The 20,211-nt window shown below is 69.6% G+C and carries 21 protein-coding genes and 2 pseudogenes; 13 read left to right on the top strand and 10 right to left on the bottom strand.

What is annotated here, in order from left to right; genetic code table 11:
• Positions 1-41: 41 nt before the first annotated feature.
• Complete coding sequence (locus tag ACFXOM_RS07675) at positions 42-746, bottom strand: VC0807 family protein (protein ID WP_384928359.1); 705 nt, start codon at positions 744-746, stop codon at positions 42-44.
• Between the two features lie 557 nt (positions 747-1,303).
• On the opposite strand from ACFXOM_RS07675, the gene ACFXOM_RS07680 reads away from it, so the two are divergent.
• Together ACFXOM_RS07680 and ACFXOM_RS07685 are read left to right on the top strand one after the other, a co-directional pair.
• Positions 1,304-2,020: a response regulator transcription factor gene (locus ACFXOM_RS07680; protein ID WP_384928362.1), complete on the top strand. Its 717-nt coding sequence runs from the start codon at positions 1,304-1,306 to the stop codon at positions 2,018-2,020.
• Positions 2,017-3,486: a sensor histidine kinase gene (locus ACFXOM_RS07685; protein ID WP_385037335.1), complete on the top strand. Its 1,470-nt coding sequence runs from the start codon at positions 2,017-2,019 to the stop codon at positions 3,484-3,486. Before ACFXOM_RS07680 ends, ACFXOM_RS07685 begins: the two co-directional genes overlap by 4 nt.
• Before the next feature lie 164 nt (positions 3,487-3,650).
• Here ACFXOM_RS07685 and ACFXOM_RS07690 read toward each other — a convergent pair whose 3' ends face one another.
• Positions 3,651-4,148 (bottom strand): hypothetical protein, encoded by a 498-nt coding sequence (locus ACFXOM_RS07690; protein WP_384928368.1) that lies wholly within the window; start codon positions 4,146-4,148, stop codon positions 3,651-3,653.
• A 623-nt stretch (positions 4,149-4,771) separates the two neighbouring features.
• Between ACFXOM_RS07690 and ACFXOM_RS07695 the strand changes: the two genes are divergently transcribed.
• Positions 4,772-5,185, top strand: coding sequence for a hypothetical protein (locus tag ACFXOM_RS07695; RefSeq protein WP_384928371.1), 414 nt, complete (start codon positions 4,772-4,774; stop codon positions 5,183-5,185).
• Positions 5,186-5,339: 154 nt separating this feature from the next.
• Here ACFXOM_RS07695 and ACFXOM_RS07700 read toward each other — a convergent pair whose 3' ends face one another.
• A complete protein-coding gene (locus ACFXOM_RS07700) occupies positions 5,340-5,966 on the bottom strand; it encodes a CBS domain-containing protein (RefSeq protein ID WP_384928374.1) in 627 nt (208 codons plus the stop codon).
• Positions 5,967-6,728: 762 nt separating this feature from the next.
• On the opposite strand from ACFXOM_RS07700, the gene ACFXOM_RS07705 reads away from it, so the two are divergent.
• From ACFXOM_RS07705 to ACFXOM_RS07725, 5 genes are read left to right on the top strand one after another with little or no spacing between them, the layout of a single operon-like run.
• Positions 6,729-6,839 carry a keywimysin-related RiPP gene (locus ACFXOM_RS07705; protein ID WP_107050258.1) on the top strand — a complete coding sequence of 37 codons (111 nt, stop codon included), beginning with the start codon at positions 6,729-6,731 and terminating at the stop codon, positions 6,837-6,839.
• A 26-nt stretch (positions 6,840-6,865) separates the two neighbouring features.
• Entirely contained in the window at positions 6,866-8,716 is a 1,851-nt protein-coding gene (locus ACFXOM_RS07710) for a lasso peptide isopeptide bond-forming cyclase (protein WP_384928377.1), read from the top strand.
• Positions 8,717-8,751: 35 nt separating this feature from the next.
• A complete protein-coding gene (locus ACFXOM_RS07715; RefSeq protein WP_384928379.1) occupies positions 8,752-9,006 on the top strand; it encodes a lasso peptide biosynthesis PqqD family chaperone in 255 nt (84 codons plus the stop codon).
• Positions 9,003-9,446, top strand: coding sequence for a lasso peptide biosynthesis B2 protein (locus ACFXOM_RS07720; RefSeq protein WP_384928381.1), 444 nt, complete (start codon positions 9,003-9,005; stop codon positions 9,444-9,446). The genes ACFXOM_RS07715 and ACFXOM_RS07720 overlap by 4 nt, the downstream gene beginning before the upstream one ends.
• Positions 9,443-11,266 (top strand): ABC transporter ATP-binding protein, encoded by a 1,824-nt coding sequence (locus ACFXOM_RS07725; RefSeq protein ID WP_384928384.1) that lies wholly within the window; start codon positions 9,443-9,445, stop codon positions 11,264-11,266. Before ACFXOM_RS07720 ends, ACFXOM_RS07725 begins: the two co-directional genes overlap by 4 nt.
• Before the next feature lie 604 nt (positions 11,267-11,870).
• Here ACFXOM_RS07725 and ACFXOM_RS07730 read toward each other — a convergent pair.
• Both ACFXOM_RS07730 and ACFXOM_RS07735 read right to left on the bottom strand, forming a co-directional pair.
• The gene (locus tag ACFXOM_RS07730; RefSeq protein WP_384944861.1) at positions 11,871-12,326 is read right to left on the bottom strand and encodes a hypothetical protein; all 456 of its coding nucleotides are present in this window, start codon (positions 12,324-12,326) and stop codon (positions 11,871-11,873) included.
• A gap of 169 nt (positions 12,327-12,495) precedes the next feature.
• Positions 12,496-12,660 (bottom strand): NUDIX hydrolase, encoded by a 165-nt coding sequence (locus ACFXOM_RS07735; protein ID WP_384944922.1) that lies wholly within the window; start codon positions 12,658-12,660, stop codon positions 12,496-12,498.
• Positions 12,661-13,207: 547 nt separating this feature from the next.
• Here ACFXOM_RS07735 and ACFXOM_RS07740 point away from each other — a divergent pair.
• The 3 genes and pseudogenes from ACFXOM_RS07740 to ACFXOM_RS07750 form a co-directional block, all read left to right on the top strand.
• Complete coding sequence (locus tag ACFXOM_RS07740) at positions 13,208-13,471, top strand: hypothetical protein (RefSeq protein WP_384944859.1); 264 nt, start codon at positions 13,208-13,210, stop codon at positions 13,469-13,471.
• A gap of 207 nt (positions 13,472-13,678) precedes the next feature.
• A complete protein-coding gene (locus tag ACFXOM_RS07745) occupies positions 13,679-13,969 on the top strand; it encodes a hypothetical protein (RefSeq protein ID WP_384944857.1) in 291 nt (96 codons plus the stop codon).
• An 18-nt stretch (positions 13,970-13,987) separates the two neighbouring features.
• Positions 13,988-14,122, top strand: a pseudogene (locus ACFXOM_RS07750) (DUF5958 family protein); the annotation flags it as partial.
• Between the two features lie 37 nt (positions 14,123-14,159).
• On the opposite strand, the gene ACFXOM_RS07755 reads toward ACFXOM_RS07750, so the two are convergent.
• The 5 genes and pseudogenes from ACFXOM_RS07755 to ACFXOM_RS07775 form a co-directional block, all read right to left on the bottom strand.
• Positions 14,160-14,921 carry a DUF4253 domain-containing protein gene (locus tag ACFXOM_RS07755; protein ID WP_384944855.1) on the bottom strand — a complete coding sequence of 254 codons (762 nt, stop codon included), beginning with the start codon at positions 14,919-14,921 and terminating at the stop codon, positions 14,160-14,162.
• A gap of 71 nt (positions 14,922-14,992) precedes the next feature.
• The gene (locus ACFXOM_RS07760) at positions 14,993-15,385 is read right to left on the bottom strand and encodes a hypothetical protein (protein ID WP_384944853.1); all 393 of its coding nucleotides are present in this window, start codon (positions 15,383-15,385) and stop codon (positions 14,993-14,995) included.
• Positions 15,386-15,487: 102 nt separating this feature from the next.
• Positions 15,488-16,024: a DUF4240 domain-containing protein gene (locus tag ACFXOM_RS07765; RefSeq protein ID WP_385037338.1), complete on the bottom strand. Its 537-nt coding sequence runs from the start codon at positions 16,022-16,024 to the stop codon at positions 15,488-15,490.
• An 82-nt stretch (positions 16,025-16,106) separates the two neighbouring features.
• A pseudogene (locus tag ACFXOM_RS07770) lies at positions 16,107-16,570 on the bottom strand (transposase); the annotation flags it as partial.
• A gap of 61 nt (positions 16,571-16,631) precedes the next feature.
• Positions 16,632-17,810 carry an acyl-CoA dehydrogenase family protein gene (locus ACFXOM_RS07775; protein WP_384928395.1) on the bottom strand — a complete coding sequence of 393 codons (1,179 nt, stop codon included), beginning with the start codon at positions 17,808-17,810 and terminating at the stop codon, positions 16,632-16,634.
• Between the two features lie 256 nt (positions 17,811-18,066).
• On the opposite strand from ACFXOM_RS07775, the gene ACFXOM_RS07780 reads away from it, so the two are divergent.
• Together ACFXOM_RS07780 and ACFXOM_RS07785 are read left to right on the top strand one after the other, a co-directional pair.
• Entirely contained in the window at positions 18,067-18,954 is an 888-nt protein-coding gene (locus ACFXOM_RS07780) for a MerR family transcriptional regulator (RefSeq protein ID WP_384928397.1), read from the top strand.
• Positions 18,878-20,092 carry a glycosyltransferase gene (locus ACFXOM_RS07785; RefSeq protein ID WP_385037341.1) on the top strand — a complete coding sequence of 405 codons (1,215 nt, stop codon included), beginning with the start codon at positions 18,878-18,880 and terminating at the stop codon, positions 20,090-20,092. The genes ACFXOM_RS07780 and ACFXOM_RS07785 overlap by 77 nt, the downstream gene beginning before the upstream one ends.
• Positions 20,093-20,211 lie beyond the last annotated feature (119 nt).

Below are 20,211 nucleotides of genomic sequence, written 5' to 3' on the forward strand. Positions count from 1 at the left end.
GCCGGGTCGGCACGCACCGGTTCCGCGGGCGGGTGCCGGCGTCAGGCGGCTTCCGCTACCGCCGCCGCGCGGGCCTCCCCGCGCTGCCGCGACCGCTTGCCGTAGAGCGTGGTCCACAGGATGAGACCGCCCAGAACGGTGTAGATCATGACAGGGCTGAGCGACGCCATGGTCCCGGTGTCCAGGACGTACGCCAGGCCGATACGAACCGCCGCCTCGATGAGGTAGGCGACACCCCACACGACCGTCATCGTCCTCAGGGTGGTGCGGAAGCCCTCGTACTGCCACATGCCGTTCCACCAGGCGGTGCTCTGCGCAGTGCCGTCGGTGGCGAACCTCCGGCCGAAGTAGAACATCAATGGACGCCGCGCGAGCAGGGTCGCCAGGCACAGCGCTCCGAACAGCCCCGTGACGGCGGAGTCCTTCACCAGCAGGGCACGGGCCGAATGCGTGCCGACGAGTGAGACGAGGGCCGTGACCAACATGAACGCCAGGGTCACGACGGCGAATTCGTCGAGCTTGCGGTGCCAGGCGATGTGGATCGCACTGTCGACCACCGGCCAGACGCCACTGACCAGGAGCGCACCGAACTCGCTCCACCCGTGGTCGGCCAAGGTGTTGTAGGTGATGATCGGCGCGACGACGTTGAGCCCGATGGTGAGGATCCACCCGATCGCCGCGGCGGATCCGTTGTGGGCCGGTGACGCCTGTGGTGTGCCTGGGACCTGGCTCGTACTGTCGGACACGGTGTTGATTCCCCCTGGACGTAACTGAAAACGATCAAGGAGACGGTAGGTCAGGTGAGTGCACTCGCGACAGCCGTCCTGTCTCAAATGATCCTCAAGACGTCCGGAACACCGTCGTCCGCATGGTGGGGCGTCGCACGGATCCGGCACGCGTGCCCGCGGGCGACGCCCGGCCCGCGAGGGCACCAGTAGCCCGGGAGCCGGTCGGGACCGGTCTTGGGACTTCGCCCACTGTGCTTCCGCATCCACGTTTTCACAGAGGAGACGCGTCACCGGGCGGAGTTGCTGACGTTGCCGGATCGTCGTCGTGCCGACGCTCGCTGCTGGGGCCGTCACACGCGCCGCTACGGGTGGGACGGTGCAGGAGGGGATCCTTGCGGCGCGTCTTCTCGCGGCGGCCGCGGCTGCGCTCTCCCCGCTGGGGCCGCTGACCGGAATACCGGGTCTCCTCGGTGGCCGATCGCCCGCCGCGAACGGTTCGGGGGCATGCGAACGGTGCGTGTGCCGCCCCGGAACGGGACTGCCCGTGGTGGGCGGCCCCGCATATCATCGCCGCCATGCGAGGGAGCGTGCACGCGGGACGGGTGCTGGTGGCCGACGACGACGCGGCCGTGCGCAGGGCACTCGGGCGCGGTCTTCGGCTGGAGGGATTCGCGGTCGCGGAGGCGGACGGGGGACGCAGCGCGCTCGCGGCCGTGGCGGAGGCGGCGCCGGACGCAGTGGTGCTCGACGTGTCGATGCCCGGTGTGAACGGGATCGAGGTGTGTGCCACCCTGCGGGCCGGGGGCAACGACGTGCCGGTGCTGATGCTCTCAGCGCTCGACGAACTCGCGGACCGGCTGGCCGGACTGCAGGCCGGTGCCGACGACTACGTGGTCAAGCCGTTCGCCCTGCAGGAGCTGGTGCTGCGGCTGCACGCCCTGCTGCGCCGAAGGCCGGCACCGGCCGCCGCCCAGGTGAGCACCGGAGGGCTGCTCATCGACCCCGCCCGGTACGAAGCCCGTCTGGACGGCGTGCCCCTGGCCCTCACCCGCCGCGAGTTCGCGCTGCTGGAGGTCCTGGCCCGCAACGCCGGCCTGGTGCTGACCCGCGACCAACTGCTGGAGCGGGTCTGGGGGTACGACTTCGACGTACGCACCGATGCGGTGGACACCTTCGTCAGCTATCTGCGGCGCAAGCTCGAAGCCGGTGGCCGCCCCCGGATCCTGCACACGGTGCGGGGCGTGGGATTCATCCTGCGCGAGGACACGGCTGCCGAGGAGGTCGAACGATGAGGCTGTCCACCCGGATCGCGCTGGCAGCGGGGACGGTCGTGCCGCTGCTCGTACTGGCTTCGGGCTTCCTGCTGCTGCAGCTCGTGACCAGGGACCTGCACGCCCAGCAGGACGCCCATCTGCGTGAACGCGCCGACGCCGTGGCGAAGGACGCCCAAGCCCTGCTGCGGGCGACGGCAACCGGCCGTCAAGCCGCGGAGCAGGCACGACAGCGCAAGCTCTTCAGCGCGGCCATGGACGTCGGCGTCCGACTGGTCGGACCGGACGGCACGGTGTCCGGCGGGCCCCAGCCCGACTCCTCGGAGCCGCTGCCCGCGCGGGCGCCCGTTCCCGTGACGTTGGAGGCATCCGGCTCCCGCTGGCGGGTGCTGTCGCTGCCCGTGGCCAATTCACGCCCGCAGGCCCGCGGAACGCTGTGGCTGTTCTCGCCGGACACGGCCGCCAGGGCCCAATTGGGCGCGGTGCGCCGCCGCGTGGTCACCACCGCCGTCCTCGCCGCTCCGGCGGCCGGGCTGCTGGCCTGGGCGGCCACGGCGCGCGCGACCCGCCCGCTGCGGCGGCTCCAGCAGCGCACCAGCGGCCTCGACCCGTTCACCAGTACCGCGCGCCTGGACCACGCACCGACCGGGATCACCGAGGTCGACGACCTCGCCCGCGCCCTGCAGACCGCTCTCACCCGCTACGACCAGCAGGCCCTGCGGACCACGGAGGCCCTGGCCACCGCACGCTCGTTCGCCGCCTCCGCCTCCCACGAGCTGCGCAACCCCCTGATGAGCATGGGCACGGACCTGGACGTCCTGGCACGCCATCCCGACCTGCCCAGGACCGAGCAGCACGAAGTGATCCAGGACCTGCGGGGAGAGCACGCCCGGCTGCTCGGGCTGCTGGTGATGCTGAAGGCGCTCGCCGACGGGGACTTGGTCGGGGCGGACTCCTTCGGCCCCGTGGACCTGGCCGAGGTGGTCGACGCCTCCGTTGCGGATGTGCGCCGCCGCCACCCGAAGGCGCGGGTGGTGGTGCACAGCCCGTCCGGCCTGGTCGTCCAGGGCTGGGAGGAGGGGCTTCGCCTGGTGGTGGACAACCTGCTCTCCAACGCACTCGTGCACGGCGGCAGCCACGGCGGCCCCCTCCGGGCGGAGGTGGTCCTGCGCCGCGTGGAGGAGGTGGGCGGTCCGGTCGCCGTGCTCACCGTGGACGACGAGGGTCCGGGCATCGCTCCCGAGGAACGCCCGGCCGTCTTCGAGCGCTTCCACCGGCGTCCCGACAGCCCGGGTTCCGGGCTCGGCCTGACCCTGGTCGCCCAGCAGACCGCGCTCCACTCGGGGCGGATCGACGTCCGGGACAAGCCGGACGGCCCCGGTGCCCGGATCGACGTGCGGCTGCCCCTGGCAAGCAGCGTCGCCCCGCAGGCGGCACCCCTGCCGCTCCAGAGCAGGCATTGGCTCGGAACCTCCCCGGCTCCCTGACGCACGTTGCCCCACCGTGGGAGGGAACCGGGGGACGCCGGGTGATGCCGACGGGGTCGTCGCGGGCCCGGCCGGCCGGTGACTCGCCTACGAGCCGATGCACAGCCCGGCGGGGCGGCGTCTTCCGGTGCAGCGGTGTCGGCCCTGTGTAGCGGGTGCGCGGGTCAGTACCGCACCAGGTGCAGGGTGAGGGCGCCGCCCTGTTCCGAGGTGCGGGCGACGTGGGCGTAGCCGTGGGCGGCCGCGTAGGCGCCGGTCCCGCCGGTGATGGCGATGTCGAAGTCGCTGGGTGGGGCGCCCACCGGGGTGGTGTGCAGGTGCTGCCACGCCAGTTGCCCGCGGGGAAGGATGAAGGTGCCCGTGCAGAGGCTGGTCTGCGGTGCGACCCGTGTGCACACCGCTCCTTCGGTGCCGTAGTCGGCGCCCCTGCGGAAGAGCTTTGCGGTGATGATGATCTGGTCCCCGGTTCCCGGTCCCGGGGTCCCGTTGTCGACCATGGTGGTGCCCGTACCGATCGACGTCAGGCTGATGATCTCGGTGCGCCTGACGCTCTCGCCCCAGCCCAGGGGGAACGGGTCGTTGGACGCCGCGGCGGAACCCGCGAGGGTCGCCAGCGACAACGCCGTCGCCGCAACCACGCCCCATTTCGAAAGGGAAATCATTTCGTCCTCCCCTGATGCACACAGTCGATGGGTAGCATCAGGGTTCGTATCATGCGATGGGGTGTCAATTCGCAGAGCCGCGCCAGAAATCCGGTTCATCCGTCCGGCCGCCCCCCACAGCGCCACCACGACGACCGCCCCGGAAACGACCTGCCGATCCCCTCGGAGGGCTTTGCGTGAACGCCGCCCCCCTTGCGCGGATTCGGCACCGCCGTTCGAGGAACACTCCCGGGGGGGTTCCGCTCCCCTGAGCAACGACACACGACCGTCGAGGCGTTCGCATCGACGACATCGGCGGGCATGTCGACCCCCCGAACACCCTTCGCGGTCACGCGCACAAATGCTCGACCACCGCACGTGTGCCCCATGACGACACTTCACCCGGCCTTTTATTTTTCATATTGTCCGAGAATTTCTCGTGAATTTCCCGTTCCACGGCACGGCGAAACAGCGCATGGATGCATTCGGGGGATGCGCGACCTCACTCCTGAATCCCCTTCAGAAATACTGTGCTTCCTTCGGGTTGTCCTCAGCTATGACCTTCGGGGCCCTTTTGTGTCCACCATGGGGAGTAACCGCATGGGCCGAATGAGGCTCAGCAATGACGGAACAGGAGATCGCTCATGGCCGAAGAAGTCGTGGCCACATTCGCTGGTCCGCTCAACTCGTTCTCCATCAACCTCACCCTCAGCAACGCGAGTGGTTCCGATGTCCGGTCGGTGGGCATCAGCGGCCGTACGGCCAAGTTCCCCGTGACCTGGGACAGCATGGGCACCTTCGCGGGCCCGGCAACGCTCTCCAGCACCGTGGGAGTGGACACCGAAGTCGTGATCGCCAACTTCACCGGCTTCTCGCCCGGGGAACAGGTGACGTTCTCCGGGGTCGACCCGGACTTCACCGGTTCCCCCTCGGCAGGGGTGAGGGTGCTGGATCTCGTCGGTGCCCGGGCCTACGCCCAGTTCGCGGACGGCACGACGGCCTTCGGCGAATTCGAGGCGACCACCGCGGGGACGATCCGCGCGGTCATGTCGAAATAGCCCCTCGGGCGAACCACGAGCGAACCGATAGGAGGCCGAGGGGGCCTGGCCCCCTCGGCCTCTTGCCGTGGAAGGCACGGGATCAGGCGCCGCCGGGAGCACGGGAGGCGCCCGAAGACCGGCCCGCGACAGCAGCCGGGCAGGCCCCCTCGGGTCACGCCATGGCGATCCGCACGTCCACCACACCCTCGACAGCACGCACGGCCCGGGCGAGCAGCGAGACGAGTGCAGGGTCCGGCAGGACTCCGTGCAGGGTGACGACACCGTCGTCCACGGACGCACCGACGCCGGCTGCGGGAGGAAGCGCCGCAAGGACGCACCGGGACACCTCGTCGGCGATGTCCTCGTCCGTACGCAGGAACACCTTCAGCAGGTCACTGCGGCTGACGACACCTTCGAGCACCCCGACACCGTCGACCACGGGGAGCCGCTTCACCGCGCGCCGCGCCATGATCCGAGCGGCCTCGGCGAGCGTGGCGTCCGCATGCACCGTGATGGCGGGCGTCGACATGAGTTCCTCCGCGGACACCGCGTGCGCCTTCGCCGCGTCTTCCGGAACGCCCGCCTCCCGGGCGGGTTCGTCGAGCCGGTGCTCCTCCTTCGGCAGCAGGTCGGCCTCGGAAACCACACCGATCACCCGACCGTCGCCTTCCAGCACCGGCAGCGCACTGACCTTCCACTGTTCCAACAGCGCCACGATCTCCTTGTAGGTGGCACGGCGTCCCACTGCGATGGCCGCACGGGTCATGACATCGCTCACGGTGTGGGGTGCATCGGTCATCGCACGTCTCCTGGTGTGCTGCTCGCCCCGTCCCCTCGGGCCCGCTCGCCACGGAGGCCGGTTCGCTACGGAGGCCCCTTCCGCTCGGGAGCCACGAACTCCGCCGGCAGCCCGCGCCACGGCGCAAGGGACCGCTGTGGAACCAGTCTCGACGATGGCCGGCGTCACGCGCATGGGCCGAACGACCCCGGCGGTTGGGCCGCCCGCCCCTGGAGCCGAGCTTCCCGCGGTTGCGGGTCTGGCCCCGCGGGCCTTCCGGACTGCCCGGTCGCAGTCGGCACGACGACATCCCCCCCTCGGACGAGTGGCGGAGATCGACGTGCGGCAGGCCGCCGACGCCGGGAAGCATCCTGGTCGTTCGAGCAAGGAACGAGAAGGAAAGCGCACGCGTGCGAGCGGCGCGCGCTCCCGACAGCCTCGCGCACTACTCATCGCCGCCTTCGCGCAACAGGACCTGCGGTCGGCGATCACCACACTGGTAGAAACGATTCTGCCAGGTCCCACAGATAACCTTCTTCAATTGTGCAATCTTCGACGAAGCAGATGATGACGGCACACCGTCTGGTCGAATTCGAACTTTGCATATCATCCGTTTTTCTCTGGGGGACTTGTCTCACCACCGGGTAATACCGATAGCTATGTGCTGCGCCCGCTTCCTCGTTCCTGAGGCTCCCATGAGCCTGAGGCAGGCCGGCGGCGGACGGAGTTCCCGTGCGCCGCCGGTAGGGACCCGGTCGTGCAATCCGCACCTGAGGAGATGACATGAAGAAGGCATACGAAGCACCGACGCTGGTCCGGCTCGGGACGTTCCGGAAGAAGACCGGGCTCCTGCAGAGCTCCGGCAACGACCGGTTGATCCTGAGCAAGAACTGACGACGGACGGTTCCTGACCTGACGTCATGACTGCATCGCACGCAAGTGCGGGGACGGGCTGCGGTGACGCGTACTTCGCGGTCTTCACCGATCGCGAAGACGCTGCCGCCGCAGCCCGCTCCTTCGCCCACCCCGGAGCACGGATCCTCAAGCACCCGTCAGGCCGACCGTGGCTGGTGGGGCAGTGGGGTGACCAGGAAGTCGTCACGGCAAACGCCGGACCTGCGTCCCTCGCCGTCGTCGGCTGCTGCCCGATCGACGCCACCGAACTGAAGCGCCACGCGGAACACCTACGCGCACTGACGGAACTCGACGCGCTGGCCCGCTCACTGCCCGGCAGCTTCCACCTGGTTGCCGCGCTGGGCGGCGGTCTCAGGGTGCAGGGCACGGCGTCGGGGCTTCGGTTGGTCTTCCACGCAGCTGTGGACGGCGTACAGGTGGCCGCTTCCCGCGCGGACGTACTCGCCGAGGCGCTCGGTGCAGAGCCGGATGAAGAACGGCTGGCGGTGCGACTGCTGTGGCCGGTCCCCCATCCGCTGCTCGAGACGTCGCTCTGGCGTGACGTCGCGGCCGTCCCTCCGCAGGACGCGCTGATGGTCGCCTCGGACGGGCGGACCGTACGCTACTCGCGCTGGTGGACGCCGCCCGAGCCGGTCCGCACACTTGCCGACGGCGCCCCGTTGGTTCGCCAGGCCCTCACCGAAGCCGTCGACGCCCGCACCGCCCAGGGCGGCACCGTCAGCTGCGACCTCTCGGGCGGCCTGGACTCCACCTCCATGTGTTTCCTCGCCAGCCAGTCCCCCGCCAAAGTGGTGGCCAGCACCTGGCCGGGACGCGATCCCGCCGACACGGATCTGCACTGGGCCGAGTTGGCGGCAAAGCACCTGCCGGACGTCGAACACGTGGTGTGGGACGCCGACGCCTCACCGCTGGTCTACGACAACCTGCTCGCCATCGACGACCTGCTGGACGAACCCACCATCGGCGTCATGGACCGCTCGAGGGTCCTTCACCACCTGCCGGCCATGGCCGAGCGGGGCAGTCGGCTGCACCTGACCGGCATCGGCGGCGACCACGTGGCCTGGTGCTCGGAGGCGTACTACCACCGACTGGCGCGTACCCGCCCCCTGTTCGCCTTGAAACAGCTGCGCGGTTTCAGAGCCCTCTGGCAGTGGCCTCTCGGCACGACGGTCCGCGCCCTCACCGACTCCCGCCCCTACGGAAAGTGGCTCGCCGACTCCAGCAACCACCTGCGTGCCCCCCTCCCCGCCACCGTGACCACCAGCCTCGGTTGGGGCATGCCCCCACGACTCTTCGACTGGGTCACCCCCGACGCCGAACGGATGGCGCAGCGGGCACTGCGCGGGGCGGCCGTGACGGCCAGGCCGCTCCACCCGGACCGCGGCCTGCACGCCGACCTGGAGCAGATCCGCTCCGGCACCCGCATCATCCGCCAATGGGACCGCATGGCCGCCAAGGCCGGTGTGCCCATGGCCTCTCCGTTCCTCGACGACCGCGTCATCGAGGCATGCCTCGCCGTTCGGCCGAGCGAGCGTGTGTCGCCCTGGACCTACAAACCACTCCTCACCGAGGCCATGCGAGGCATCGTGCCCGAGGCGTGCCTGCGGCGTACCAACAAGGCCGCGGCCTCCATGGACGCCGCAGACGGGCTACGCCGGCACCGAGCCGACCTGCTTGCCCTGTGGGAGGACTCGCGGCTGGAACACCTCGGGCTGGTGGACGGGAACGTACTGCGGAGCCTCGCCCAACGCCCCTCCACCCCCGGGCTGCGCGACGCCATCCTCTACTCCACCATCGCTGCTGAGGTCTGGCTGCGCGGCCTGTCCCCCACCCGCACCCGCACCCGCACCCGCTAGACGCCCTCGCGTCCAGAGAAAAGCATTCACCCACCATGGCATTGCGGTTCGGCTCGGACGTCTCCACTGCGAAGACGGACTACGGCACAGTCCTGCTGGATCAGCGCAGCGGAATCTACTGGGAGCTCAACCCCACCGGCAGTGTGGTGGTGCAGACCCTCATCGGAGGCGGCGACGAGGCAGAAGCCGTCAACGCGCTCGTCACGGAGTTCGACATCGAGCACGAGCGGGCGACGCAGGACGTCAGGGCTCTCGTGGAGGAACTGCGGAAGGCAGGGTTGGCCGCGTGACCACACCCAGCGCCCTGGAACGGCCCAGCGGCGTCCCCTTCTCCCGGCGCATGGCCGCCCGCTTCGTGCTGCTCCCGGCCGTCGCGCTCTCGCTTCTCCCACCGCGCCGGATCCGCGCCGTCCTCGGCGCCGTACGCCGTGGAGCCGCGCCGGCCACCACCACACGGGCGAGGAACGCCAGGGACGCCATGTGCGCAGTCAGCCTGCTCTGCGCCGGGCCGAAGGGTTGTCTCCCCCGCTCGCTGGGCGCTGCCCTGCTGTGCCGGCTGGCAGGCAGCTGGCCCACGTGGTGCACGGGCGCGAGCATGGTGCCCCCGTTCAACGCGCACGCGTGGATCGAGGCAGAGGGCCGACCCGTCGGCGAAGGCGTGCCCGACGACTACTTCACGCGGCTGCTCGTCGTGGAGCCCGTCACCGCGCACCGGCCGCCCAGCCCATGACGTGCTCCCGTGCATCGGCTCCGGACCGCTCAACCCGGGCCGCGGTTGCCGCCACGTACCACCTGACCACCGGGCACCGGCGCCCCGTCATCGTCGCCACCGTCCTGACCCTCACGGGCTCCGCCCTCGGGCTCGCCCAGCCACTCGTCGCCAAGCAGATCATCGACACGAGCGGCTCCGCGCGGGCGTTCTGGCCGCTACTCCTCCTGCTGGCCACGCTGTTCGTCACCGAAGCCGCCACCGGAGCCGTCGGCCGTTTCCTCCTGGAACGCATGGGCGAAGGAGTCGTACGACAGCTCCGCCACGGGCTGGTCTCGCACCTGCTGCGGCTGGAAATGCGGGAGTACGACCGTCGCCGCAGCGCCGACCTGATCTCCCGGGTGACCACCGACACCGCCCTGCTCAGAGAAGTGGTGTCCCAAGCCCTCGTCGAACTCGTCACCGGAGCCCTCGTCGCGGCAGGTGCGATCGTCCTGATGGCGTGGATCGCCCCGCTCCTGCTTGTCCTGGTCGCCTTGACCGTCGGGGTGGCCGCAGCGGTCGTGGCCTCGCTGCTGAAGGGCATCAGGGCCGCCTCCGAACGCATGCAGAATTCCGTCGGCGCGATCGCAGCCGACCTCGAGCGCGCGCTCGGCGCTCTCCCCATGGTGCGGGTGCACCGCGCAGAAGACCGGGAAGCACAGCGCATCGGCGAACGCATCGAATCCGCACACGATGCCGGCGTAGGGACGGCGAAGCTCGCCTCTCTGATGAGCCCGGCCGTCGAACTCGCCGTCCAGGGCTCCTTCCTGATCGTCCTGGTCATCGGCGGACTCAGCGTCACCGGTCACGCCAATTCCCTCGGCGACCTGGTCGCCTTCCTGCTGTACGCCTCCTACCTCGTCCTGCCGCTGTCATCGGTCTTCCGTGCCGTCGGCCTGATGCAGCGCGGCATGGGCGCCTACCAGCGCATCGAACACGCCCTCGCCCTCCCCGCAGAGCCTTCACCGGCACAGGCACGGGTGCGGACGCGTGAACCCGCGATCCGGCAGAGCCCCTCGTACGAGGGACCGGCCCTTGCCGTGCGGGACCTGACATTCGGCTACGTCCCCGACCGGCCGGTCCTGCAGGGCGTGACCTTCGACGTCCCGCACCGTTGCCAGACGGCACTGGTCGGCCGGTCGGGTGCCGGGAAGAGCACGATCTTCGCACTGGTAGCCAGGTTCTACGAACCGGACTCCGGGACCGTTCTCTTCGACGGGCAGCCCGCCGCGGAACTGTCACGCGCGGAATGCCGCCAGCGGATAGCCGTCGTCGACCAGAACACCCATGTCCTTCAGGGCACGCTGCGCGACAACATCGCCTACGCCGTGCCCGACGCCACCGACGCCGACGTGCAACGCGTCGTCGAACTCGCCCGGCTCGACGACGTCGTACGCCGCCTCAGCGGCGGGTTGTCCGGCGTGCTCGGCGACCGCGGCAACACCCTCTCGGGAGGCGAGCGCCAACGCGTCGCCCTCGCCCGCGCCCTACTGGCCCGTCCTCAACTCCTGCTGCTGGACGAACCCACGTCACACCTCGACGCGATCAACGAGACGGCGCTGACCACGGTGATGAAGGACGTCGCCCAGGAGTGCGCCATCCTGGTGATCGCCCACCGCCTCTCCACAGTCCAGCACGCGGACCAGATCATCGTGCTGGACAACGGCCACGCCACCGCTATCGGACGTCACGAGGAACTGCTCGGCACCAGCTCCACCTACCGCGAACTGGCCGCCGGACAAGAGCTCCGCCCGGCCGCCCCCCGCCGCTCGACGGCATCCAGCGCCCCACCCGCATAGCCAGTTGCGGACCGTCCTGGACGCGCTCGTCGGCTCGCGGGCGGAAGGGAGCGGGTGGATACCCGTCCCCGCCAGAAGGCCCGTTGCCGCAGGTGTGCTCCACGGGCGACCACGGACGCGGTGCGCCGGCCGGAGAACTCGCGGCCCAGAAGGAGGCAACCACTCGCTCTTGAAACGGGCCACCTCGCTGTCGGGTCCGAGTCGACGGCGACTCCCGTCCTCGTGTCGCAGTGCCCACTGTTCTCCACCGTTTCGCCTTTCGGGAGATCCCGTTGGTTCTCGGTGCCATCCACCTGGGGCGTGCGGCAACGCGCCTCGGTGGTCATACGAGTGTGACCGGGCTCGCTCGTTGGCACCAGGCCACGTTCACGGCCTGCACTGACACCAACATGACAACCGTGGGCAGAATTGTCGACCGGATCGCAGAGGCGCTCGCGCTGGCGTCGAAGGAGCTGGACTCCAACTTCTGCTTGCCTGATCACTTGCCGGACAGACCGCTTCATGAAAGCGCGAGGTTGACCACCGCAGAAAACAGCGAGAGCCCCCGTCCTCCTGGTCGCGGAAGCGGGGGCGCTGCGTGTGCTGATGCTCAGGTCTGGCAGCGTCAGGTCTGGCACTGGGAGGTCGCGGCGCTGCTCCAGTTGGACCAGGCGCCCCCTGCGGGCCTGACATGGACGCGGATCTCGACCTTGACGTTGACCGGGCCGCAGACGCGGTCCGTGGAGCCGATGGCGATGGGGCCGGCCGTGGACCGTCGCTGGACGACAGTACGCCCGTTGCCGATCTTCACCCAGTGACCGCCCGAGACGACGCGGAAGTACGCCTCGTACTCGACCCAGGAGGCGTGCGGGCGCGTATTCGTCAGGACCGTGTGCGCGGTGATGTTGCGCATGAAGACGTGGCCGTCCTTCCACCGCTCCGCGCTGATACAGCCGTTACCGGAGATGCCCTGGGTCGAGACGGACCCGCCGCAGGCGATGGCGGCGGCGTGGGCGTCGGCGGGGAGGGCAAGTGCGGCAACGGCAGCAGCGGCCGCGACAGTTCCCGTACGTTTCAGCATTCAGGTGCTCCTTGGGTTGGGTGCGGTCGGCGAACAGCAGGGCGAGGGGACCGCCGGGGAGGTGGAGCCGGCCGTCCTGCGCGGCCTGGATCACCTCGTTCATCGGCCACCAGGACAGCCTGAAGTCCTCCTCGGTGACGTTGAGTTCCGGTGGTCCGAGCGTGAGGTGTTAGCCGAGGAACAGCGACAGGCGGACGTTGTTTCCGAGGGTGATCGCGTAGGTGCCGAGATGCTGCCACCGGGTGGCCTCGACCCCGGCCTCTTCCTTCAGCTCCCGCCGCGCACAGTCCTCGGGAGTCTTCCCCGGATCGCGCCGGCCACCGGGAAGGAAGATCTCCCCGTGGCCGGCGCTGCGGGAGACAGGACGGCTCCCCGGCCGTCATTGGTGCGGGCGACGACCACGGAGGCGTCCTGAAGCTGGGGCATGGGCTCGTTTCCGTGAGGTAGGCGGTGATGGTGTCGGCGAGTTGGGCGGGGTGTTGTCGTCCGTGTCGATGATGACGCCTGTGGGGTCTGCGGCGGCGATTTCGTCGACATTGGTGCGGAGTCGTGTCGGCCGGCCGGGGACGTTGACCATGCCGTCGTCCTGGTTGTAGTCCTGTCCGCCCCATCGCTGGGACCGCCACCTGCACCTCGGCCCGCTCCTGTCGCAGCAGCACACCCCGCAGGAGCGCGCCACGCGGACCGCGGACGCGGCGGTATCCTGATCCTTTCGGTTTCGTGCCTGTTCAATCAGCAGATGACTGAGACTGATGTCGACCTTGGCACCGTCACGGCGCCCTCCGGGATGCTCGTGCTGGGGATGGCAGGCTGGATCGACTACTGGCCGCAGGTGGGCCGGCCGCTGTCCGAGCGGGCCCGGGGCGTAATAGCCACCGGCGGTGGGCACTTGCACGGACCTGAGGACAGCGAGCCATCTGCTTGGCGAACTCGACCGGAACATAGCCGCGCTTCTGGCGGCCAGGGCGTTCACCGAGATCCGCCATCTGGCCGGAAGCGCACAGCACGTGGCGCAGGACAACTCCCCTGACGAGGCTCTGGGCCGCATCGGATTCCTGGCCAACTTGAGCCACGATCTTCCCGGCGTCGCACGGTCACGCCCCAGGAAGCAAGGCGACGTCGTTCAATGGATCCGTCCGGATTGATGGCGATTCAAGCACCAGATCGGCCAGGAGCGCGCAGATCGTGCCCGAATGGAGGCCGACACGACGCATGCATGCACGGCATCAAGTAGATAGGATCACGAACACCCGTGCGATACGTCCTGCGGGCACCCTCTGCTCGGGCGCACCATCTCGCGCCCGCCCGCTTTGAATCGACTGCGCACGTTGGGCGCATCGGAAGGACCAGCCATGTCAAAGTCGCCGCAGGTCGGCCCCCCTACGCCGCTCGCCAAGAAGAAGTTCTTTGACGGACTCGCCCCGTGGCAGCTGGTCCTCTCCCTGCTCCCGCTGGGACTGCTCCTCATAGGCGGCGCGATCGGCGGTGGGCTGGGCGCTCTGGGCATGATCGCCAACGTGAAGATCGCCAAGACCCAGCTGCCGACTGCCGGCAAGGTGGCAGCCATGCTGGGGGTCGGTCTCGCGGCGGCCGTCGTCTTCCTGGTGATCGCAGGATTGCTGTCCAACGCCTTGAACGGCTGATTCAACGACGAACGCCGCAAGGCGTTCAGGCTGCTGATGGCGGTGCTCTCGATTGCCGACGCGCAGCGCCGCGAGCGCTTCTGCTCTGGCGGGTGCAGTCACTGGTGGAACAGGCTGTCGCCAGCCGCCCGACAGCCCAGAACCGCACTCTGAAGGCCGCTTCCCGGTCGAACGTCTTCTGGGTAGCGGATCAGTCCCACCAGAAGTCCCAGTGGTGGGCACTGGTGATCCGCTCGGCGTATGCGGCCAGTGTGTACGGCCTGCTGCCCTGCCAGATGTTGTCCGGGCAGAAGGCGAAGTGCTCGGCCGCGACCAGGAGAGCCTCGTGCTCGTCCGCCGGTGGCGCGGCGACGCTGAGCTGCAACGTGGAGAACCCGACCGCGACGATACGAGCACCGAACCGGTATTCCCAGTCACGGAGGACCGCGGAGAACTTCGCGGTGTCGTTGTCGTAGTTGCAGGGTCCGGCCCAGCCCACGGCCGTCAGCGCCTCGGCACCGGACGCTGCGGCGACCAGCCCCAGACGTGTCTGTGGGCGGTCGGCAAGGAACGCCTGCGCGAACTCGTCGGCCAGTTGATCGGGGTTCGTCGCCGTCTCCCGGCTGGGCGCGAGGCCAGGCCAGGTCTGTCCGAAGGGAACCGTGACGGCAAGGCGCCCGTCGGTGTCGAGCATGTCGTCGCCTTCGTCGACGGCTGTGTGGGTCGCCCACCATTGTGCGAGGAGGCTGGCAGGGTCGTGGCCTGCCGGGGAGGACATCTGCTCGGGGAAAACCTCCCCAGATCCCCATGGGCGGAATTCGCCGTCGCTCGAATCCAGCGAGTCGAGCAGCAGCGGCCACAGGCCGGAGCGCGTGTGTTCGGCGTGCATCCGCGTCCACAGCTCGGCCGTGGCCGGCCCGTCACTGAGCCACAGGGGCTGTACATCTCCGTCGCCCTCATCGGACGTGACCATCCGACCGGGCAGAAGGCCCGATCGGGCTCCGGGGTCCATGGGGTGGATGCCGGCGCGGTGACCGGGAGGTATCACTGAGAGGGTCCCACCACTCGATCGCGGAACTGCTGGAAAGCGTGCCAGTCCGATGTCTGACCCGGGGTGATCAGGTCCCCTTCGGCGCAGTCGAGCACCTTGCACCGCAGAGCCTCGGCAAGACGGATGACGGGCGTCAGCACGTCGTCTCCGGAGCCCCGGATGTGGAGCATGACGGAGTCCACCGGCTCCTCTGAGCCGATGTTGAGCTCGATGGACCACGTGGGGCCGGAAAGTTCACCCCACGCGGGGTCCGAGAGATCAACATCGGGCACGGGCTGGATGACAGCCGCGAGTACGTCGTCTCGCCGGCCGAGCGAGTCCGGGGTGTAGTCGGCGGGGATCTCCTGCACCGAGGTGACGCCGTCGGGCAGGCGAAGGAGGATCACGTCCCAGCTCATCATGGCCTTCCGGATAGGACGCGAGTAGCGGCTACGGTGGGTCAGCTCAGGCTGGGCCCTGTCGGAATCACGGGACGTCGCCGACTACTGTCAGTACGAATACAGGGCGGTCAAGGCGGGGAGCCTGCGAGCCATCTCTTCACGGTCGTCAAAATTGAACTTCCAGGCAGGGTCCAGGTCCGGGTACCGGATGGTGAAGGCGTCGGCGGGAAGTTCCCGGCCAGTGGCCTTCTGATGGGCGTTCCAGGCGACGCACAGCATGTCTTCGCAGTCGAGGTCGGTACCCTCAGCCACGGCAGTGAGGACACCGGGGAGTTCAGCAAGGGTGTCGGGGTCTGCGACGACGCGCTCATATATTGAGCGTCCTTGTGCGATCAGCCAGCCGCGGAAGTAGTCGAAGCCATCGTCCGAGCACCCGCCGTTGACGACATAGGCGGCGGCCCACAGCGGGTTCTGGTAGGAGTCGGCCATGAGATCCCACAGGGTCTGCTGTGCCGTGGTGATCTCTTGGGCTGAGCGGCGAGCAAGCAACGCGGAGGCACGGCAGGCGATATCGGAACCGTCCCTGGTGTCAGGTACGTGTTCACGGGCTTTCTCGATCAGCTTCCAGAACTGCTCCTTGTTCATGGACGCGAGCATGCCACTACGTACTGACATCAGTCCGGTGCGGTGCCTGTCAGCGGGCACGACTACCGTGCCGGCGTGCCGAGGTGTCGGCGGCCGAAATGCCAACGAGGAGGAGCAGTCCGTTCGCGTCCGACAGGACGTGCATCCTGGAACCCGGTTTGCCCCGGTCCACGGGGCTCGGACCTGTGAGTTCGCCCCCTTTGTGGCCCTGACGTGGGCGGAGTCGAGAACGGTTCGGGAGGGTTCGAGGAGCTGTGCGTCGTGGAGTCGGTGCAGGATCTCCTCGTGCAGCCGGCCCCACACACCTGCCCTGGACCAGATCAGGAACCGTCGGTGTGCGGTGGACTTCGATATGCCGAAGCGCGGTGGCAGTGCCCGCCAGGCGCAGCCGCTGACCAGCACGTAGATGATGGCCGCGAACAGCGGCTCATCAGGCGTGTCCTATGTTTCGCCACCCTGCGGACGCGCCTTCGACGGCGGGATCAGTGGCTCGGCGATCTCCCACAGCCCGTCCGGAACAATCCAACTCCACGTACCCCGCGCCATGAACAGCCGAACGACCGATCACCACATAGGACACGGTCTGAAAAGCCTCGTCACAACGAGGTCAACGCCGCACCCGTGGCATCCCGAGTCCGATCCAGGAAATGATCTCGCGCTGGATCTCGTTGTTCCCGCCGCCGAAGGTGAAGATCACAGCCGAGCGGTAGCCGCGTTCCAGCTCCCCGTGGAGCACCGCGCCGGCGGATCCCTCCTTGAGGGCCCCCGCGGCCCCGACGACCTCCATCAGCCAGGCGTACGCGTCGCGTCGCGCCTCGGACCCGTACACCTTGACGGCGGAGGCGTCCTGCGGGGTGAGGGTACCGTCCTGGACCGCCCCCACCATCTGCCAGTTGAGCAGCTTCATGGCTTCCAGCCGGGCGTGCGTGCGGGCGAGGCATCCGCGGACCCAACCCAGGTCGATGACGCGCCGCCCGTCGGCCAGCTTGGTTCCGGCAGCCCAGCGCCGGACGTCGTGGAGGGCGCGCACGGCCATGGTGCCGTGCGCGGCGAGGGTGACACGCTCGTGGTTCAGCTGGTTGGTGATGAGTCGCCAGCCCTTGTTCTCCTCGCCGACGCGGCGGGAGACCGGCACCCGGACGTCCTCGTAGTAGCTGGCGGTGGTGTCGTGGGACGCCAGGGTGTTGATGACCGTGCAGGAGTAGCCCGGGTCCGACGTCGGGACGAGCAGCATGGTGATGCCCTTGTGCGGCGGGGCGTCGGGATCGGTGCGGACGGCGAGCCAGACCCAGTCGGCGGTGTCCCCGTTGGTCGTCCAGATCTTCTGTCCGTTGACCACGTAGTGGTCGCCGTCACGCACGGCACGCGTCTTCAGCGCGGCCAGGTCTGTGCCCGCGTCGGGCTCGCTGTAGCCGATCGCGAAGTCGATCTCGCCGGAGAGGATTCCCGGCAGGAAGTAGGCCTTCTGCTCGTCCGTGCCGTACTGCATGATCGTCGGACCGACCGTGTTGAGGGCCATCAGCGGCAGCGGTACGCCGGCCTGGGCGGCCTCGTCGAAGAAGATGAACTGCTCCATGGGCGTCAGTCCGCGGCCGCCGTACTCCCGGGGCCAGCCGACACCCAGCCAGCCGTCCGCCCCGAGACGGCGGATCGTGTCGCGGTAGAAGCGCTTCCTGGCGGCGGGGTCGGCGTGGCGGGCGTAGGCGTTGTCCGGCACCAGGGCGTCGAAGTATGCGCACAGCTCTGCGCGCAACTGCTGCTGTTCAGGTGTGTATTCGAGGTGCACGGCGCCTCCCGGCTTCTCACGCTGGAGTCCCTGCGGCGGCGCACAGAGTAGAACGCGTTACAAGAATTCGGAAGGGTCGTGGGCACGGGGGAACGCGACCGGAGAGCAGGGATCGCGTCCTCGTGGCGTCATGCAGGACCGACGGCGCCCCGACCCGGATGCGCCCGGGAGCGGGGCACCGGGCGGACCGTCCGGATGGAGCTTGACCCTCACGCCACGTCAGGCCGGATGCTGTACCCCGACGAAAGGCAGGTCCATGAACTACTCCGTCGGCCAGGTCGCCGGCTTCGCCGGGGTCACCGTGCGCACGCTGCACCACTACGACCGGACCGGGCTGCTGTCACCCACCAAGCGCACTGCGGCGGGCTACCGCTGCTACACCGACGCCGATCTGGCCAGGTTGCAGCAGATCCTCTTCTACCGGGAGCTCGGCTTCTCGCTCGGCGAGACGGCCGAGATCCTCCGGGACCCCGGAGCCGACGTTCTGGAGCAACTACGCGTGAGACACCGGGCGTTGGCCGAGCAGATCGCGACCCTGCAACGACTCATGGACGTCGCGGAGCGTGCCATGGAGGTCCAGCAGACGGGCGTGCGGCTGACCCCCGAGGAGCGTTTCTCGGTGTTCGGCGAGATCGCCTTCGACCTGAGCTACGCCACACAGGCCCAGCTGAAGTGGCAGCACAGCGAGGGCCACCAGCAGGCGATGGCGAGTGCAGCCGGGCACACCAAGGAGAGCTGGGCGCGGCTGATGGGCGAGGCGGGCTCCTGGCGCGAGGAGCTCCTGGCCGCCTTCGACCGCGGGGAGTGCCCCGAGGGCGAGCTGGCGCGGGATCTCGCGGAGGATCACCGGCAGCACATCGCCCGGTGGTTCACCCCGTGCCCCACGGAGATGCACGTACGCATCGCCGACGACTTCGCCGGGGACCCGCGCGCGTTCGCCCTGGTCGTGCCTCCGTCACAGCAGCGGCCCGGCCTCGCGTCGTACCTGCGGACCGCGATCCGCGCCAATGCCGCGACCCGTCAGCCCGCTCCCGGAGAAACCGGGAAAGCCCCGATCGAGGAACGGAATGAGCATACTGATCACCACGGCCGGATCGTACGGGGACGTCGCCCCGTACACGGGTCTGGGCGTCCGCCTGCGTGAAGCCGGCTACCAGGTGGCCGTCGCGGCGCACGACGCGTACGCCCCTCTCGTCCGCGACGCCGGGCTGGAGTTCCGGCGGCTGCCGGCGGGGCCGAGCGGCCGGGGCCCTGCGGTCCGCCGCCGTGACCTGGTGCGCACCGCGGCCACTTTCGCGAAGGAGCTCGGTTCGGCACTCACCGAGGCCGTGCCGGCCGGTGCCGAGATGCTGCTGATGTCGACCACGACGGCGCCGCTGGCCAGGCACGTCGCCGAAGCGCTGGGCATCGCGTCGCTCGACGTCCCCCTCCAACCGAATGCTCCCACCGGGGACTTCGCCCCGCCCGTGGGTGGTGCCCGCTCGTTGGGCCGCTGGGGCAACCGCTGGGCGGGCCGGGCGGCGCTCGCCATGGTGGACCGCGTCTTCGGCCCGGCGGAGGCGGAGCTGCGCGAGCGGCTCGGACTGCCCCGGGCGTCCGCGGGGGCGCTGCGTGCACGCGAGGCGGCAGAGGGCAGGACGGTGCTGTACGGGTTCAGCACGGCCGTCGTGTCGCGGCCGGCGGACTGGCGCCCGGGTCTCGAAGTGGTCGGCAACTGGTGGCCGCACCACGATCCCGGGGGCACGCTGCCGCCCGCGGTCGAGGACTTCCTGGCGGTGGGCGCCCCACCGGTGTTCATCGGGTTCGGCAGCATGGCGGCCGGCGAGGGCGAACGGCTCGGCGGGTTGGTGGTGGCGGCGCTGCGAAGGGCGGGACTGCGCGGCATCCTGCAGTCGGGCCGGGCGGGGCTCCGCGCCGAGAGCGACGAGGGGGTCCTCACGGTCGGCGAGCTGCCCCACGCCCTGCTGTTCCCGCGGACGGCGGCCGTCGTCCACCACGCGGGCGCGGGGACGTCCGCCGCCGCGCTACGGGCCGGGGTGGCATCCGTTCCGGTACCCGTTGCGGCGGACCAGCCGTTCTGGGCGGGCCGGCTCGCACGCCTCGGAGCCGCAGTGGCCCCGGTGCCGTTCGCCGGGCTGACGGCCGACCTGCTCGCCGACGCCCTCGTGCGCGCCGTGGGCGATCCGTCGTACGCCGCGGCAGCTGCCGCAGCCGCCCGCCGGATGTCCGCGGAGGACGGTGCGGGCGCCGTGGTCGGGGCGGTCGAGCGGCTGATGCCGTGAGCCGTACGCGCCGGGCGCCGGTGCAGCCGACCGAGTGACGATGCACCGCGCACCGGCGGGGGCGGCCACCCGTATGCCGCTTCCCGAGTATGCAGTGGGCTGACAAGGCATCAGAATCC

Source organism: Streptomyces sp. NPDC059169 (assembly GCF_042755225.1).
Taxonomy (GTDB): Bacteria; Actinomycetota; Actinomycetes; order Streptomycetales; family Streptomycetaceae; genus Streptomyces.